Here is a 17,077-nt window from a genome sequence, read left to right as displayed (position 1 = left end):
AGGAAAACAGCCCGGCTGTCTTACCGGGCTGTCAGTATGTTTAGCGGATATCTCCACAGGTGAGACAGAGCGCATACCGATTTTGTGGATCGTTCATCTTATTCAGGATAGACGGTTGTGAACGAATGGTTTCCGCCAATTGCGCTACTGGCGCGGGTAGCATGGCCTGTAACGCTGAAGGCAGCATGGCATAAACGGAACCTCTAACCTGATTGAACATGACGTCGAACAGGCTTGGCTGTTCCGTAAACCAGCTTAGTTGGTAGTGATTGAGTTTTGCCAGCTCGGCGGCTTTCTTCACTGCGTCGTCAAAATCGCCTAATTGATCCACCAGACCGTTGGTTTTGGCATCGCTACCCACCCAAACGTGTCCTTGAGCGATTTCATCAATTTGCGCAGTCGATTTCTTCCGTGATTTAGCAACCAGTGACACGAAGTTTTTATAACCGCGCTCAATGTTTAATTGCATAAGCTGACTAAATACTGGGGGTAATGGCTTGGTTACAGCCAAATCGGCTAATGGTGATGTGGCTACACCGTCAGTATGAACACCAATGCTATCCAGTGAGTTCTCAAAGGTATTGATCACACCAAAAATACCGATAGAGCCAGTTAGTGTACTGGGGCTGGCAATAATGTAATTGGCGGGAGTTGATATCCAGTAGCCACCGGAAGCCGCCATTCCGCCCATAGAAACGACAACCGGTTTTCCAGCCAGACGAACTGCCTCTAGTTCGGAACGGATTCGTTCGGAGGCATTAACGCTACCACCTGGACTGTTAACCCGTAAAATAACCGCTTTAACTTTAGGGTTGAGCCGGGCCTCACGAATTTGCTCGGCAGTGGTATCACCACCAACATAACCTGGGGTTTCCGACCCATCGACGATCATTCCATCGGCAAAGATCACCGCAATTTTGTTGGCGTCCGGTGTCGGTTTAGTCGGTGTATAGTCGTAGATACTGGTGAAGTTGAAATTTTTGTCTTTCGCATCCCAGCCGAACGCTTTTATAAATGACTGTTCGATTACTGTGTGTGAGGCCACTTCATCGACCAGCTTATTTTCCAGCGCGTAGCGCGCTGTATCGCCGTCAACTGCGCGTAATCCCGCCAGAATCCCTTCAGCTCCAGGGAAAAGTTGTTGCGGTGTAATTTGACGGTTGGCTGCAACAGTATCCAGATAATGCTGCCACAGGATGTTGATCCAACGGCTGTCGGCTTCGCGAGCCGCTGAAGACATATTGTCACGGATGAATGGCTCAACCGCTGATTTATAGGTGCCGACCCGGAAGACGTGGGTTGTTACCTTCAATTTATCCAACAGCGTTTTGTAATAGAGATTGTTGGTCGCAAGGCCATGCAGATCGACATTGCCTTGCGGAGTCAGGTAAATCTTGTTCGCGTAGCTAGCCAGGTAATACTGTATCTGGTTGTAATTATCACCGACCGCGTAGATGGGTTTCCCACTATCACGGAATTCGCGCAGTGCTTTGCCAATATATTGCAGGGAAGGCTGGTCAGCACCGGTTAAATCCGTCAGGTCCATTACTATCCCGGTGATATTACTATCGTTTTTAGCCTGGCGGATACTGTCAACAATATCAAACAGGGAATTTTCCTGGTGCCGGCTGGCGGAAACCCCCAAAAACTCACGGCCAAACTGACGTAGTTTGTTGTTGACTGAGGGTTTGTCTACCACGACACCGGTTAAATCAAGCAACAGTGCGCCACGGGAAGGTTCTTCCTGAGGGGCTCTGATTTGGTTATAAATCCCGATACCTAATAAAATCAATAGGATAAGAAAAATATTGAGTATAAATTCACGGATAAGATTGAGTAGACCCCAGATCCACTTAACTAACCCACTAAAAATTCGCCACATCGTGCGCATGATAACTCCGAAAACGGAAGAAACAGTTTAGTATCCTAATGAGCCGATAGAAAAAAGTCAGCTTTTATCATGTCCGAAATATGCGGTCAGGTGGCTAACTTGTAACAAAACTTCTACCTGTGATAACGTGGCGCGCATATTTGTCTTATCACTGGCACTCGATGTAATACAGGAGAAGTGTGATGGATGCTCTTGAATTATTACTAAATCGTCGTTCGGCATCTCGATTGATTACCCCTGCACCATCCGGCGATGCGCTTGATAATATCATTCATGCCGGGATGCGGGCTCCCGACCATGGCGCGCTGCAACCCTGGCGCTTTTTTATTATTCAGGATGAGGGGCTGTCCCGTTTTAGTGCTGTACTGACGCAGGCTGCACAGCAGGATAGACTGGATGAAGAGGTTATAGAAAAAGCCCGTCAGTCTCCGTTTCGGGCGCCAATGATCATTGCCGTGATTGCGCACTGTGAAGAAAACCCCAAAGTTCCTCAGTGGGAGCAAGTGGTTTCGGCTGGTTGCGCCGTTCATGCTATGCAAATGGCCGCGCAAGCCCAGGGGTTTAATGGCATTTGGCGCAGTGGTGCCTGGACTCATCACAATCTGGTACGTGAGGCATTTGGTTGTCGACCGCAGGATGAGATTGTCGGTTTCCTTTACCTTGGTACACCTCAACTCAAAGCCTCCCTAACGGTAACGCCACTCGACACGAAAAAGTTTGTTAATTATTTCTGATGATTATCAATGCCATCTTCATTCCTTTATGAAGATGGCTTACAAGAAATGACTGTCTGTATTGCGGTGAAAAATGCGACTGTTTATTGCCGAAAAGCCCAGCCTTGCTCGTGCGATTGCTGATGTTCTACCCAAGCCACATCGGCGCGGTGATGGCTATATCGCCTGTGGTGAGCACGATGTTGTTACCTGGTGTATCGGGCATTTGCTGGAACAGGCACAGCCGGATGCCTATGACAGCCGCTATACGCGCTGGACATTGGCTGACCTGCCGATTATTCCGCAAAAATGGCTGTTACAGCCGCGTCCGTCGGTCAGCAAGCAGTTAAATGCCATTAAACGGCTGTTGGCGCAGGCGGATGAAATTATTCATGCTGGCGACCCGGATCGTGAAGGGCAGTTGCTGGTGGATGAAGTGTTGGAATATCTTTCACTTTCGGATGAAAAGCGACAGCATGTACATCGTTGTCTGATTAACGATCTTAACCCACAAGCCGTGGAGCGTGCAGTTTCCCGGATGCGTGAAAACCGGGAGTTTATCCCATTATGTGTGTCCGCACTGGCTCGTTCGCGTGCTGACTGGTTATATGGCATCAATATGACCCGGGCATATACATTGTTGGGAAGAAACGCCGGTTATAGCGGTGTGTTGTCTGTTGGCCGCGTCCAGACGCCGGTTCTTGGACTGGTGGTCCGGCGCGATGAGGAGATTGAGCATTTCGTACCCAAAGATTATTTTGAAGTAAAAGCCCATATTCTGACACCTGCTGGCGAACGCTTTATCGCACTGTGGCAACCCAGTGAGTCCTGTGAGCCTTATCAGGATGAAGAGGGCCGTTTGTTACATCGTTCGTTGGCCGAACATGTGGTCAAACGCATCGAAGGGCAGCCAGCCACTGTTACGAGCTATAGTGATAAACGGGAATCAGAAACGGCGCCGTTGCCATACTCCCTGTCTGTGTTGCAGATTGAAGCGGCCAAACGTTTTGGGCTTAGTGCCCAGCAAGTGCTGGATATTTGCCAGCGTCTATACGAAACCCATAAGTTGATCACTTACCCTCGATCTGATAGCCGTTATTTACCGGAAGAGCATTTTGCCGGACGTCATGCGGTACTCAAGGCGATTGGCACGCATCAGCCAGATTTGTTGCCTCAGCCGGCAGTAGATAGTGAACGACGCAATCGCTGTTGGAACGACAGTAAAGTCGATGCGCATCATGCCATCGTCCCAACAGCACGCAGTACCCGCACGGTGCTGACTGATAATGAAAGCAAAGTCTATGGTCTTATCGCCCGACAATATCTGATGCAGTTTTGCGCGGATGCTGTATTCCGCAAGTGTGTTATCGAGCTGGATATTGCCGGGGGAAAGTTTGTGGCTAAAGCGCGTTTTTTGGCGGAAGCGGGCTGGCGAACCTTGTTGGGTGGCAAAGAACGGGATGAAGAGAATGAAGGAATGCCGTTGCCTGTTGTTGCCAAAGACGATGAATTACTTTGCGAACGAGGAGAGGTCGTGGCGCGGGAGACGCAACCACCACGTCATTTCACTGATGCGACGTTGCTTTCAGCCATGACCGGGATTGCCCGGTTTGTACAAGATAAAATGCTGAAGAAGATCCTGCGTGCTACCGATGGGTTAGGGACGGAAGCCACGCGAGCGGGTATTATTGAGTTACTGTTCAAACGGGCCTTCCTAATCAAAAAAGGGCGTTATATTCACGCCAGTGAAACCGGCAGGGCTCTGATTCATTCATTACCACCCAGCGCGGCACATCCGGACATGACAGCGCATTGGGAGGCGACGTTGACACAAATCAGTGAAAAGCACTGCCGCTATCAGGATTTCATGCAACCGTTGACTCAGTCGCTATATGAGTTGATTCAGCAGGCAAAACAGAGCGGTAATATTACTGCGTTTAAAGGATTGCCACCTGCACAGGTGAGCGGGAAAAAACGGCGGAAGCCACAGTCTAAAGCAAAGGAACAACATCCATGAGACGGTTTATTTTTCTGTTCGTTGTCGGTGCAGCTGCGATGCTGCCTTCATTGGTTCAGGCCAATCAGACGGGCCAAACGAATACTGACATTGTGGTACCCGTGCCTCCACAAGTGGTCTGGGGAAACGGGAATAGTACATCACGTGAAGTGCCCACCAACTGCATGAGTTGCTGCATTTATCAGAATAAAAGCTATTCGGAAGGTGCGGTATTGAAAGCGGAAGGCGTTTTGCTGCAATGCGTGAGGGACAAACAGTCATTGGGTACCAATAACCTGATATGGCAGATAGTCAAATAAGCAATGGCCTTAACACAAAATGCGCAGGCCATTATTGGTTTAAAGTGAAAATTCCGCCCATATTGGTGCGTGATCGGATGGTTTATCCATTGCCCGGATGACATAGTCAATACCGGTTCCGGTGCAGCAGTCCGCCAACGGTTGACTTGCCAATATCAAGTCAATACGCAGTCCGCGGTTAGTGTCGAAGCCGCTGGAACGATAATCAAACCATGAAAATTGATTATTTGACTCTGGGTTAGCGGCCCGAAATGTATCAACTAGCCCCCAATTCTGTAAACGAGCCATCCATTCACGCTCTTCTGGCAGAAATGAACATTTGCCTGTCCGCAGCCAGCGTTTGCGATTTTCTTCACCAATACCAATATCCAGATCGCTTGGACTGATATTCATGTCCCCCATGATAATCAGCGGCTGATCGGCTTTATGATGCTGTTCAACATATTCTTGCAAATCTTGATAAAAGCGGGTTTTGGCCGGGAATTTCACTGGATGAACACGGCTTTCACCTTGAGGAAAATAACCATTGATAACGGTGAGTTTGCCGCGGGATGTTGCAATATCAGCCATGATGATACGCCGCTGCGCGTCATCTTCATCAGTGGGGAATCCGCGTCTTACGTCCAGTGGCTTATTTTTGGTCAATAGCGCTACGCCATAGTGCCCTTTCTGACCATGGTAAAAAACATGGTAGCCATACTGGCTAACGTCTTCCAGTGGAAACATGTCGTCATGAACTTTGGTTTCCTGTAAGCCAATAACGTCAGGTTGATGCTGTTCGATGAGTGCAGCCAGCTGATGTGGTCTGGCTCGCAGCCCATTGATATTAAAAGAAACAAACTTCATGTTCGCTGCCATTGTTAAAGAATGTGCACTGATGTTAGCAGAAACCGGTACACAGAGTCACGACACAGGGTGTGAAGGCGTATTTTTTGTAATAAGAATCACTGATGGTTGGTTGAACACCTTTATCGGAGCCCGTATACTCCGCGACTCGCAGGAGAGAGGGCACTAAATTTAGTACCCCGCCGAAGGCGCAAACTCCCATAATCGCTCAGGCTGCCATACTGCGAATTCCATTGATGCCAACTGGAGAGAGATTGCTCAGGTAATCCACCGAAGGGGCAAGCAGCGTTGGCTGCTAAACTCTCAGGTAAACAGGACAGAGGGAGGGGCGCATTTCACAGGGGTTCTTGTGTGTTGACCTACATCTATCTGATTGCCATCACTGCGGAAAGTATGTCGGGGGCGCTGGCCGCCGGACGTCGTAATATGGATATCTTTGGCGTTTCTCTTATCGCCTTCATCACGGCGTTAGGCGGCGGCACCGTGCGGGATATCCTGCTGGGAAACTACCCCATCGGTTGGACACAACATCCGGCTTATATTTACCTCACCATCGGGGCTGGTTTGTTCACTATTATTATTGCCCGGGTTATGCATCATCTACAGCAACTGTTTTTGGTACTGGATGCCATGGGGTTGATCGCTTTTACCATCATCGGTTGTAATGTTGCTCTGGGGCTAGGGTACTCGGTGACTGTCGTGGTGATGGCCGGGATTACCACTGGTATCTTCGGTGGCATTCTGCGGGATATCTTCTGTAACCGAACGCCGCTTGTATTGCGCAAAGAACTGTATGCCAGTGTATCGCTACTGGTTGCCTTGATTTATTTGGGATTGGGGAAACTGTCTTTCAATCATGACGTCAACCAATTAATCTCATTTGTTATCGGTTTGGTTGTGCGATTGGCCGCTATCCGCTGGTCCTGGAAATTGCCGGTATTCTCCTATATACCGGGACGCTGGAAAGAGTAGCGCTGGCAAGCGTTGGGAACATTCTGAATTGTCTCTACAGGGAGGGAGTGCTGGAGTATATCTGAGATGGTGGTGGGGGAAGGATTACGCGTCGCTGCGCTCCTTGCCCTGCGGGCCAATGCATAGGCATTGTTCAAAACCTACGGTTTTGTCGAACCTTGGCGAAGGTTCTTCACCTTCCCCTTCACATGGGAACCTTCTGAATTGTCTCTACAGGGGGGAGTGCTGGAGTATACCTGAGATGGTGGTGGGGGAAGGATTCGAACCTTCGAAGTCTGTGACGGCAGATTTACAGTCTGCTCCCTTTGGCCGCTCGGGAACCCCACCACTGGCCTAAAAATCGTCTTTCGCGTTAAGCGGGCGCATCATATCAAATGTCGCGCCCCTGTAAAGACGGAAACAGCAGAAACAGAGCTGTTTGCCGATTTTTTATGCCATCTGTCGGTCTTGTGAGCGAAAAATAACGTAGCTGTAAGAATTACAGAATAATCGTGCGATTACCGTAAACGAATACGCGTTGTGCCAGCACCTGATAGAGTGCCCGACTTAATACATTTTTTTCCACGTCACGACCGGCACGCATCATATCATCTGCCGTATAAGTATGATTAACATGGATAACGTCCTGCATGATGATCGGACCTTCATCAAGGCTGTCATTGACATAGTGCGCTGTGGCGCCAATGATTTTTACTCCTCTTTCGTAAGCCTGATGGTACGGGCGTGCACCGATAAAGGCAGGTAGAAAAGAGTGGTGAATATTAATGACCTGATTCGGGTAATGCTGTACGAAAGCCGGCGTCAGTATGCGCATATACTTTGCCAACACGACATAGTCGGGCTTGAACTGGTCGATCTGAGCGATCATGTTGAGGTCGTGTTCTTCTCTGCTTAACCCTTCATGGCTGACCAGATGGAACGGAATGTCGAAACGTTCGACCAGGGACCGCAAGGTATCATGGTTGCCAATAACTGCGGCTATTTCTACGTCCAGACCACCATAAGCACATTTCATCAACAGATCACCCAGACAATGTGCTTCTTTTGTTACCAGAATAACAATTCGGCGGCGGCCGGCACTACTCAGTTCTCGGATCGAACCTTTCGGTAATGCGCCATCAAGATCGGCCAGCAGGGTTGTATCATTAAAAATACCTTCCAGCTCTGTACGCATGAAGAAACGACCCGTTCGGTGGTCTACGTATTCTGAGTTTTGCACGATATTAAGTTCATGCTTGTAGCAAATGTTGGTGATTTTAGCGATCAGCCCTTTCGCATCAGGGCAAATAGTACGTAATACTTTTCTTTGTATATTATGGGATTGCATAGAAATGTGAATCCTGTCTAAAACGTAAATCGGCGGATTGTATCGCTATATCGCACCGGAGTCTCTGCCTATAGATGTTACTGTCCACAGCATTTTTTGTATTTTTTGCCGGAACCACATGGACAACGGTCATTTCTGCCAGTCTGTAGATGAACACCATCGACATAGTACCAGCGATCATCATAACGAAGGAAGCGCGAGCGTTCTCGCATGATCATCAAATGCCGGGGTGTCTGGGTTGGGGTGTAGCGTGCTGCAAATTCAACGTATCCTTCATCCTTATTTTTACCGGGTGTCTGGGCAATGATCGTCAAACCAAGCCAGTGAGTGTCTGCACAACTTTCGGTAATGCTACTGCGCCAGTTTTCTGCTTGGCAGTCGGGGTGCCAGGTCGAGATCAGGTAATTTACATCTTGTCTAACATAGGCTGTGTAGCGTGAACGCATCAATAAGACTGGATTGGGAGCAGCAATCATCTGGTTTATATAGGGTTGGCAACATGTTTCATTCGACTGACCACTACCACACGGGCAACATTCCGACACAATATCTCCTACAAGACTTGGTATAACGTTGAAATAATGAGAAAGCCTCAATAAGGCATCTCGTATGTTACTCAAAGTCCTGAAAGTAGCAATGTAAGCTAGAATGAAAACAGATGGAGGCAAAACCATGCGGAAGGTAAAAGTCGGTCTGGCACTAGGCTCGGGAGCGGCAAAGGGGTGGGCTCATATCGGAGTGATTAACGCATTGAAGGATATGGGAGTGGAGATCGAAATCGTGGCTGGTTGCTCGGTTGGGGCATTGGTTGGTGCGGCATATGCTACGCATCATCTGGACGACATGGAACGTTGGGTCAGCCGTTTCCGCTATTGGGATGTTATTCGGATGATGGATTTTTCCTGGAGTAAAGGAGGGTTATTGAGAGGTGATCGGGTGTTCAATTATATAAGAGACTTGCTTGATACACGATATATTGAAGACTGTGCCATCAAATACGGAGCTGTAGCGACTAATCTGAGTACTGGCAGAGAGCTGTGGCTGACGCAAGGAGATCTACATCTGTCTATCCGAGCCTCATGCAGCATGCCAGGGTTGCTATCTCCAGTGTTGTTTAATGGCTACTGGTTAGTTGATGGGGCTGTTGTCAATCCGGTTCCGGTTTCGTTGACTAGGGCCATGGGGGCGGATGTGGTTATTGCCGTTGATTTACAACATGATGCCAATTTGAGACACCATGACCTCATGTCAGAGAAGCTAATAGGAAATGAGACTGATAGACGCTTGCGAGGCTGGCCCCGACGAATTCGTGATCGGTTAACCCGCAGTTTGCGACGGACGCCAGGAAACATACCTAACGCTATGGAGATCATGAGTACGTCTATCCATATCTTGGAAAACCGTCTCAAGATGAATCGTATGGCGGGTGACCCTCCCGATATACTGATTCAACCCCATTGCCCTCAAATCTCTACGCTTGATTTTCACCGTGCGCAAGAGGCTATTGATGCGGGACGGCTGGCAGTTGAAAAAAAAAGGGATGAGTTGTTACTACTTATAGATGGATCCGTGTAAAGTTCGCTTGGCTGTGAACCTGAGACAAAAAATAAGAGTAACAATAAATATGTTGGGAGAAAGAGGTCGCCAATGGCACAACCACTAACGGGTAAACATATTTTAATCGTCGAAGATGAAGCTGTTTTCCGTTCTGTGCTGGCGGGTTATTTGACATCACTGGGAGCCAATATTCATGAAGCTGGAAACGGCTTGAAAGCACTAAGTCTGGCAGCGCATCATCCACCTGATTTGATTATCTGTGACCTCAATATGCCCACAATGGGGGGATTTGAATTTGTTGAGCGTCTGAGATTACATGATGCGACTACACCCATTCTCGTCGTTTCAGCGACAAGTCAAATGGCTGATGTCGCAAAAATATTACGTCTAGGTGTGCAGGATGTGCTGTTAAAACCGATTCGTGACTATTCACGCTTGCGTGAATCCGTGATGTCCTGTCTATATCCTGATATGTTTATGTCCCAGGCTAATGAAGTGGAACAATTAATGCAGGACATGGATTCCCTGAATCAGTCACCAACGGCCGCGATTAAACTGCTTAAACAATTACAACCGCCGGTACAGCAAACTATTGCCGGATGTCGGATCAATTATCGCCAACTCACCGTAGCAGACCATTCTGGGCTGGTATTGGATATTGCTGCATTATCTGAAAACGAATTGGCTTTCTACTGCCTGGATGTTACCCAGGGAGTCAATAATAATGGGGTCCTGGCTGCATTATTATTGCGGACTCTATTTAATGAATTGCTGCAGGAGCATTTGGCTCACCAGCGACGACGGCTACCAGAGTTACCTATTCTGCTAAAGCAGGTAAATCAGCTGTTACGTAAAGCCAGCCTAAAAGGCCAGTTTCCACTATTGGTGGGTTATTATCATCGAGAACTAAATAGATTGATTCTGATTTCTGCTGGTTTGCATGCCACGTTAAACGTAAACGAGAATCAGCTGGCACTAAACAGTGGTGTTCCATTGGGGACGATGAACGGCGCTTATCTGAATCAGCTCAGTTATCATTGTGAGTCATGGCAATGTCAAATATGGGGGAGCGGTGGGCGACTACGCTTGATGCTTTCTACAGAATAATCTGATAGTCACTGTGGTCTGTTTGCTGCAGTTTATGTGGCTTTGCCGTTATTATTTCCTATTATGTCACTTATTGATGTTCTATTTTGTCAGTACGCTAGGTTGGATGAGTATTGTCCATTGAAGCTGATATACTTTCGCTATTTTACGTCCCGGATAAATAAAGCTTATTATTTGAACAAGATATACGAGGTTGTTTATGTCAATTGTTAATAAAAAAGTAAAAAAAGCGGTTATTCCCGTGGCTGGACTTGGAACACGAATGCTCCCTGCAACCAAGGCTATCCCTAAGGAAATGCTACCTCTGATAGATAAACCTTTAATTCAGTATGTTGTTAACGAATGTATTGCAGCAGGTATCAACGAAATTATTCTGGTTACCCATTCATCCAAGAATTCTATTGAAAACCATTTTGATACTAGCTTTGAACTGGAAGCCATGCTGGAAAAGCGAGTTCAGCGTCAGCTATTAGATGAAGTTCAGTCTATTTGCCCAGAGCATGTGACTATTATGCAAGTCCGTCAGGGATTGGCAAAAGGGTTAGGGCATGCAGTACTTTGTGCACATCCATTAGTTGGTGATGAGCCTGTCGCCGTTATTTTGCCAGATGTGATTATTGATGAATACGAATCCGATCTGAATAACGACAACCTGAGTGAAATGCTGCAGCGTTTTTATCATACGGGAAACAGCCAGATTATGGTCGAGCCTGTAGATAATGTCAGCAGCTATGGAGTTGTAGATTGTCAGGGGCGAGAGTTGAAACCTGGTGATAGCGCGCCGATGGTCGGTATTGTTGAAAAACCAAAAGCATCTGAAGCACCTTCCAATTTAGCTGTTGTTGGCCGTTATGTCCTTTCCGCCCAGATATGGGATCTGTTGAAAAAGACACCTCCTGGTGCAGGAAACGAAATTCAGCTTACTGATGCCATTGCCATGCTTATGGAAAAAGAAACGGTTGATGCTTATCACCTAAAAGGTATCAGTCACGATTGTGGTAATAAGCTTGGTTATATGTCTGCCTTTGTTGAATATGGTATGCGGCATGGCACGCTAGGCAATGAATTTACACAATGGCTGAAAGAAACGATTAACAAATAAGTCAAATAATATCCTTTTATCCCTTGGCATAGTACCTTGCCGAGGGATAAAAACGACTAGTCGTATGATATAAAAATACCCCCTGTCTGACAGGAGGTATTTTAAAAAACAGAATTTATTCCAATATCGATTAGAGTAGGAAATCATCCAGAGATTTGCCCAGTTCTTCAATGGCTTTCTTGATAACTGCAGGTGTACGACCCTGACCGGTCCAAGTTTTTAGTTCGCCATTTTCATCCGTATATTGATATTTGGCTGGACGTGCAGCACGTTTGCTTTTACCTGCAACTTTGGCAGACCCCAGTGACTGTAGCAATTCGTTCGGGTCAATACCATCAGCAATCAACATATCTCGATATTGCTGTAATTTGCGTGTACGTTCTTCAATTTCTGCCTGAGCCTGGTTATCTTCATCGCGGCGTTCATTAACTACGACTTCCAGTTTCTCCAGCATTTCTTCCAAAGTCTCCAGACTACATTCCCTTGCCTGGGCACGCAGAGTACGGATGTTGTTTAGAATCTTAAGTGCTTCGCTCATTGTTTTAATCTCAAAATAATATTATTGGTGGCAGTGGTAAGATAATAGAGCGCTATTTTATTTTCTGCAATAGGTAGATTTGTAATAATGATAAAATTTGGCAGATTTAAAACGATAATCACGTTATGACTACTCAATATAAAAGTTGTGGAAGTTCGTAATACATTCCGTTACAGATGTCGTCTGTATCAAATCAGTTAACGCCGGGCATATAGTTTACAGAGGGAAACGTTATTGGAATTGTTTATCTTCTGCGTGGATGAACGTTTATCAGACGAATCCATAGGATAATACTGACATGATACTGGTTTGATGTGACGATGTTTCAACAAGTTTTAACGATCTTATCGTGGCATCTGGGGGCTTTTGAGTACGGTACAATGTGTTCTTGTTTTATTTCTATTCAAACAAAGAAACACAGAAAACTCATGATGCTATTGTTATTTTCCTATAACTGACAGGCGAGGGATATGGCTGTTTAGCGGCAGTAAAACGAATTAGATTATCAGGTCGATATGGGTAAGTAGACCAGTGACCTGGCCTCTTAATCATCAGAAATATCGTTTGAAGTGTTGGTTGATGTTATTTGATCTGTTGAGGAAAGCGTATTGCCAGCAAACTATTCACCGTGTTAATTGATATGGCGAAGGTTGGTAATTTTTACGGGTAGTCAGATGCTGTAGCACATTGAGTATTTCCATTTTCTGTATGGTACAGGCAGTGGCTTTTGTTGCTAACCATTTAGTGATAGTCATTATTTATTAGCTGGCATTGTCGAAGAGTTGAACTTAAAACGGCGTGTTGTAGGGGGCGGTTGCGGGTAAATGTATTACTCTGGATGCTTCGGTGTGGGTTGATATTGATGGTGGACAGTCCCGTATCAGGGGGAATGAAAGCGACAAACTTGTTTACTATGAGCATTATAAACGTATATTACGACTGGTCGGAGCAAGGCGCTTAATAGGTGGTTATTCATCTGGAAACCTTAACTTTCCATATTAATAATTGACCTTATTTTAAGGCTCGGCATGCCTATTTGTTTATTGGATTACGGGTGCATAAATTAACATTCGTTACGTTTGGGAGCACGGACGGTATGGAAGCGTGTTCCTGATAACAGGAAAATTTTTTGGACCAACCTGACTCAGACTTTCAGCGTTATGGATAAATATCAGCCGCTATTTTATTGCGGACTTGGTTTGTTGGTAACAGATAATTTGGCCATGTATTAACCACCCTTATCATTTTGTCGGTAGCTGGTCTGTAACGGATTAGCCGTGTCGGTGATGTGGGTAGATTGTTGATATACCTTTCAGAATAGGCATCAGAAACGATTTATACGGTCTAAGCTTGGGGTCTATATGTAGAAAGCAATAAGCGCGTTATGTTGCGTTTTACAGCGTTTTATTGCCTATGGCAGGATGTTGGTGTCCATCGGGAATTATGGTGTATCAGTAGAAGGATTCTACAGATACAAAGAATCACCATACAGAAACAAAAAGGCCCTGCTTTCATAGAAAACAGGGCTTTTTTAGCAAGTTAAATCAGTACATTATTGTCCATGATTAACTAACGGACTTTTTCGCTTTCTTTTCCTGTTGTTTTACCGGCGCAGTCGCGACAGGTGTAACCGCTGGCTTGTTGCCTGCGCCAGATTGCTCAGTGAATGGGCGACCATAGTAAGTATCCATCAGGATCTGTTTCAATTCAGAAATCAACGGATAACGTGGGTTAGCGCCGGTACACTGATCATCGAACGCATCTTCGGAAAGCTTGTCAACTTTGGCCAGAAAATCGGCTTCTTGCACGCCAGCTTCCCGAATAGACGTTGGAATGCCCAGATCTGTTTTTATTTCGTCCAGCCAGATCAGCAGTTTTTCAATTTTCTGTGCGGTACGATCACCCGCAGCGCCGAGTTTCAGATGGTCAGCCACTTCAGCATAGCGACGACGAGCCTGTGGGCGGTCATACTGGCTAAATGCTGTCTGTTTGGTGGGGTTATCATTGGCATTGTAGCGAATCACGTTTGAGATTAGCAGGGCGTTAGCCAAACCATGTGGGATATGGAATTCAGATCCCAGTTTATGCGCCATGGAGTGACATACCCCAAGGAAGGCGTTGGCAAAAGCGATACCGGCGATAGTGGCCGCGTTATGTACACGTTCACGGGCGACCGGGTTTTTTGCGCCTTCGTGGTAGCTCGTAGGTAAGTTTTCTTTCAGCAGTTTCAGCGCCTGTAAAGCCTGACCATCGGAATATTCATTCGCCAGGACAGAAACATAAGCCTCAAGTGCATGGGTAACGGCATCCAGGCCACCAAAAGCGCACAAGGATTTTGGCATGTTCATAACCAGATTGGCATCAACGATCGCCATATCGGGTGTCAGTGCATAGTCTGCTAACGGATATTTCTGACCAGTGGCATCATCGGTAACTACCGCAAACGGTGTCACTTCAGAACCCGTGCCGGATGTTGTCGTGACCGCGATTAATTTCGCTTTTACACCCATTTTCGGGAAGGTGTAGATACGCTTACGGATATCCATAAAGCGCAATGCCAGATCTTCAAAGTGGGTATCAGGATGTTCATACATGACCCACATGATTTTGGCAGCATCCATCGGTGAACCACCGCCAAGCGCGATAATGACATCGGGTTTGAACGAATTCATCTGTTCGGCGCCTTTGCGAACGATGCTCAGCGTTGGATCAGCTTCCACCTCGAAGAAGACATCGGTTTCTAATCCGCAATTTTTCAGTACATCAACGATCTGATCAGCGTAACCGTTATTAAACAAGAAGCGATCGGTCACGATAAAGGCGCGTTTAGCACCATCTGTTGCCACTTCTTCCAGTGCGATTGGCAAAGAGCCACGACGGAAGTAGATTGATTTGGGGAGCTTGTGCCATAACATATTTTCTGCTCGCTTAGCGACTGTTTTGCGGTTGATCAGATGTTTCGGCCCGACGTTCTCGGAGATGGAGTTACCGCCCCAAGAACCACAACCTAATGTCAATGACGGTGCGAGTTTGAAGTTGTAAAGATCCCCAATCCCACCTTGGGATGCTGGGGTGTTGATCAGAATACGGGCGGTTTTCATCTTGTCGCCGAAGTAATTAACCCGCGCAGTCTGGTTATCCTGATCGGTGTACAGACAGGATGTGTGACCGATCCCCCCCATAGCCACCAGTTTTTCAGCTTTGACGACGGCATCTTCGAAATCATCGGCCCGATACATAGCTAGCGTAGGGGAGAGTTTTTCGTGAGCAAAAGGTTCGGACTCATCAACATTGGTGACTTCGCCGATCAACACTTTGGTTTCAGCTGGAACAGTGATACCTGCCATTTCCGCAATACGAGGCGCGGGCTGGCCGACAATAGCTGCATTCAGTGCGCCATTTTTCAGTAAAACACCCTGAACGGCTTCCAATTCTTTGCCTTTCAACATGTAACCGCCATGAGTCATAAAACGCTCACGCATGGCATCATAAGCTTTGTCTACCACAATAACGGATTGTTCAGACGCGCAGATAACACCGTTATCAAAGGTTTTTGACATCAAGATGGAGGCGACTGCACGTTTGATATCAGCGGTTTCGTCAACGACGACCGGGGTATTACCCGCACCGACGCCGATAGCCGGTTTGCCTGAGCTGTATGCGGCTTTCACCATGCCAGGACCACCGGTAGCCAGGATCAGGTTAATATCAGGGTGATGCATTAACTGATTGGAAAGCTCAACAGAAGGTTCATCAATCCAACCGATAATATCTTTCGGTGCGCCTGCAGCGATAGCGGCTTGCAGCACGATATCAGCGGCCTTATTAGTCGCGTTTTTAGCGCGTGGGTGAGGGGAGAAAATGATGCCGTTACGGGTTTTCAGGCTGATTAATGCTTTGAAAATTGCGGTTGACGTCGGGTTGGTCGTAGGAACGATACCACAAATAATACCGATAGGTTCCGCGATGGTGATTGTTCCGAAGGTCTTATCTTCAGATAAGACACCACAGGTTTGCTCATCTTTATAAGCATTGTAGATATATTCAGAGGCAAAATGGTTTTTGATGACCTTGTCTTCAATAATCCCCATACCGGATTCAGTGACAGCCATTTTTGCCAGCGGTATGCGAGCGTCCGAGGCAGCCAGTGCGGCAGCGCTGAAAATTTTATCAACCTGCTCTTGAGAATAGTTAGCAAATTCCTGCTGTGCTTTTTTCACGCGTGCGACCAGTGCGTTAAGTTCAGCAACATTTGTTACGGCCATAGTGCTCTCCTGATAATGTTAAATTCTTTCAGTCAATGGTCTGTCGAACAAGTAAGAAGTATAGATAATCACACTTGATTATACGGTGATGACAAAAGTCTTATGGATTACTTGTGTCATTAGTCCTTATTCCATTGACTCAAAGAGCTTGGTAGTTTCCCTTTTTTCTCTTTCAATTTCCCAAATAGTTTTAATTCCTGTCTATGAATGTCTTACTGGTTTCCGTCCTTTGCTATAGAAGAAGCATACCGACTTACAGAGAGTAATTTTGTGATCTCTATCTAAAATTATCCATGCTGACTCCATTCAGCAGCGCGTTTATGAGAATCATTATCAACATTGTGCATCTGTAGATAAAACAATCAGCATCATCAAATGCAATCTTTCACTGTTTATATCGAAAATAGAGAAAAAATGACAGGTGAGATGTCTATCAAGTAATG

13 protein-coding genes, 1 tRNA gene, 1 other RNA gene and 1 riboswitch are annotated in these 17,077 nt (G+C 46.5%); of the genes, 7 read left to right on the top strand and 8 right to left on the bottom strand.

The genetic code is table 11. The features are described from left to right. Positions 1-40 precede the first annotated feature (40 nt). Positions 41-1,891 carry a signal peptide peptidase SppA gene (gene sppA / locus CWC46_RS14020; protein ID WP_021015934.1) on the bottom strand — a complete coding sequence of 617 codons (1,851 nt, stop codon included), beginning with the start codon at positions 1,889-1,891 and terminating at the stop codon, positions 41-43. Positions 1,892-2,073: 182 nt separating this feature from the next. Here sppA and CWC46_RS14015 point away from each other — a divergent pair, with 182 nt between their 5' ends. The 3 genes from CWC46_RS14015 to CWC46_RS14005 all read left to right on the top strand — a co-directional run bounded on the left by CWC46_RS14015 (position 2,074) and on the right by CWC46_RS14005 (position 4,920). Further along, positions 2,074-2,625 (top strand): NAD(P)H nitroreductase, encoded by a 552-nt coding sequence (locus CWC46_RS14015; protein WP_021015935.1) that lies wholly within the window; start codon positions 2,074-2,076, stop codon positions 2,623-2,625. A gap of 73 nt (positions 2,626-2,698) precedes the next feature. Next, a complete protein-coding gene (locus tag CWC46_RS14010) occupies positions 2,699-4,621 on the top strand; it encodes a DNA topoisomerase III (RefSeq protein WP_021015936.1) in 1,923 nt (640 codons plus the stop codon). Next, the gene (locus CWC46_RS14005) at positions 4,618-4,920 is read left to right on the top strand and encodes a DUF1496 domain-containing protein (RefSeq protein WP_021015937.1); all 303 of its coding nucleotides are present in this window, start codon (positions 4,618-4,620) and stop codon (positions 4,918-4,920) included. Before CWC46_RS14010 ends, CWC46_RS14005 begins: the two co-directional genes overlap by 4 nt. Positions 4,921-4,959: 39 nt before the next feature. On the opposite strand, the gene xthA is transcribed toward CWC46_RS14005, so the two are convergent. Beyond that, the gene (gene xthA, locus CWC46_RS14000) at positions 4,960-5,766 is read right to left on the bottom strand and encodes an exodeoxyribonuclease III (RefSeq protein WP_021015938.1); all 807 of its coding nucleotides are present in this window, start codon (positions 5,764-5,766) and stop codon (positions 4,960-4,962) included. A gap of 233 nt (positions 5,767-5,999) precedes the next feature. Continuing rightward, a riboswitch (glycine riboswitch) is annotated at positions 6,000-6,096 on the top strand. 21 nt (positions 6,097-6,117) lie between these two features. Here xthA and CWC46_RS13995 point away from each other — a divergent pair. Further along, positions 6,118-6,738 (top strand): trimeric intracellular cation channel family protein, encoded by a 621-nt coding sequence (locus CWC46_RS13995; protein ID WP_021015940.1) that lies wholly within the window; start codon positions 6,118-6,120, stop codon positions 6,736-6,738. 67 nt (positions 6,739-6,805) lie between these two features. On the opposite strand, the gene CWC46_RS13990 is transcribed toward CWC46_RS13995, so the two are convergent. The 4 genes from CWC46_RS13990 to CWC46_RS13975 all read right to left on the bottom strand — a co-directional run bounded on the left by CWC46_RS13990 (position 6,806) and on the right by CWC46_RS13975 (position 8,610). After that, positions 6,806-6,934, bottom strand: a non-coding RNA gene (locus CWC46_RS13990) — RtT sRNA. 46 nt (positions 6,935-6,980) lie between these two features. Next, positions 6,981-7,065: transfer RNA gene (locus CWC46_RS13985), tRNA-Tyr, on the bottom strand. Positions 7,066-7,216: 151 nt separating this feature from the next. Then, on the bottom strand, positions 7,217-8,065 hold the full coding sequence (gene purU, locus CWC46_RS13980) for a formyltetrahydrofolate deformylase (protein ID WP_021015941.1): 849 nt from the start codon (positions 8,063-8,065) through the stop codon (positions 7,217-7,219). Between the two features lie 77 nt (positions 8,066-8,142). Then, entirely contained in the window at positions 8,143-8,610 is a 468-nt protein-coding gene (locus tag CWC46_RS13975; RefSeq protein WP_021015942.1) for a YchJ family protein, read from the bottom strand. A gap of 127 nt (positions 8,611-8,737) precedes the next feature. Between CWC46_RS13975 and rssA the strand changes: the two genes are divergently transcribed. The 3 genes from rssA (at position 8,738) to galU (ending at position 11,831) form a co-directional block, all read left to right on the top strand. After that, positions 8,738-9,640, top strand: coding sequence for a patatin-like phospholipase RssA (gene rssA, locus CWC46_RS13970; RefSeq protein WP_021015943.1), 903 nt, complete (start codon positions 8,738-8,740; stop codon positions 9,638-9,640). 72 nt (positions 9,641-9,712) lie between these two features. Further along, positions 9,713-10,729, top strand: coding sequence for a two-component system response regulator RssB (gene rssB / locus CWC46_RS13965; protein ID WP_021015944.1), 1,017 nt, complete (start codon positions 9,713-9,715; stop codon positions 10,727-10,729). Positions 10,730-10,928: 199 nt separating this feature from the next. Continuing rightward, entirely contained in the window at positions 10,929-11,831 is a 903-nt protein-coding gene (gene galU / locus CWC46_RS13960; protein ID WP_021015945.1) for a UTP--glucose-1-phosphate uridylyltransferase GalU, read from the top strand. Between the two features lie 130 nt (positions 11,832-11,961). Here galU and hns read toward each other — a convergent pair whose 3' ends face one another. Both hns and adhE read right to left on the bottom strand, forming a co-directional pair. Further along, positions 11,962-12,369, bottom strand: a complete 408-nt coding sequence (hns, locus tag CWC46_RS13955) for a histone-like nucleoid-structuring protein H-NS (RefSeq protein ID WP_021015946.1) — start codon at positions 12,367-12,369, stop codon at positions 11,962-11,964. A 1,565-nt stretch (positions 12,370-13,934) separates the two neighbouring features. Beyond that, positions 13,935-16,634, bottom strand: coding sequence for a bifunctional acetaldehyde-CoA/alcohol dehydrogenase (adhE, locus tag CWC46_RS13950; RefSeq protein ID WP_021015947.1), 2,700 nt, complete (start codon positions 16,632-16,634; stop codon positions 13,935-13,937). Between the last annotated feature and the right edge of the window lie 443 nt (positions 16,635-17,077).

Source organism: Prodigiosinella confusarubida (genome assembly GCF_002847015.1).
Taxonomy (GTDB): domain Bacteria; phylum Pseudomonadota; class Gammaproteobacteria; order Enterobacterales; family Enterobacteriaceae; genus Prodigiosinella; species Prodigiosinella aquatilis.
The sequence above is the reverse complement of the archived record's forward strand: the minus strand, read 5'-3'. Positions and strand labels throughout refer to the sequence as shown.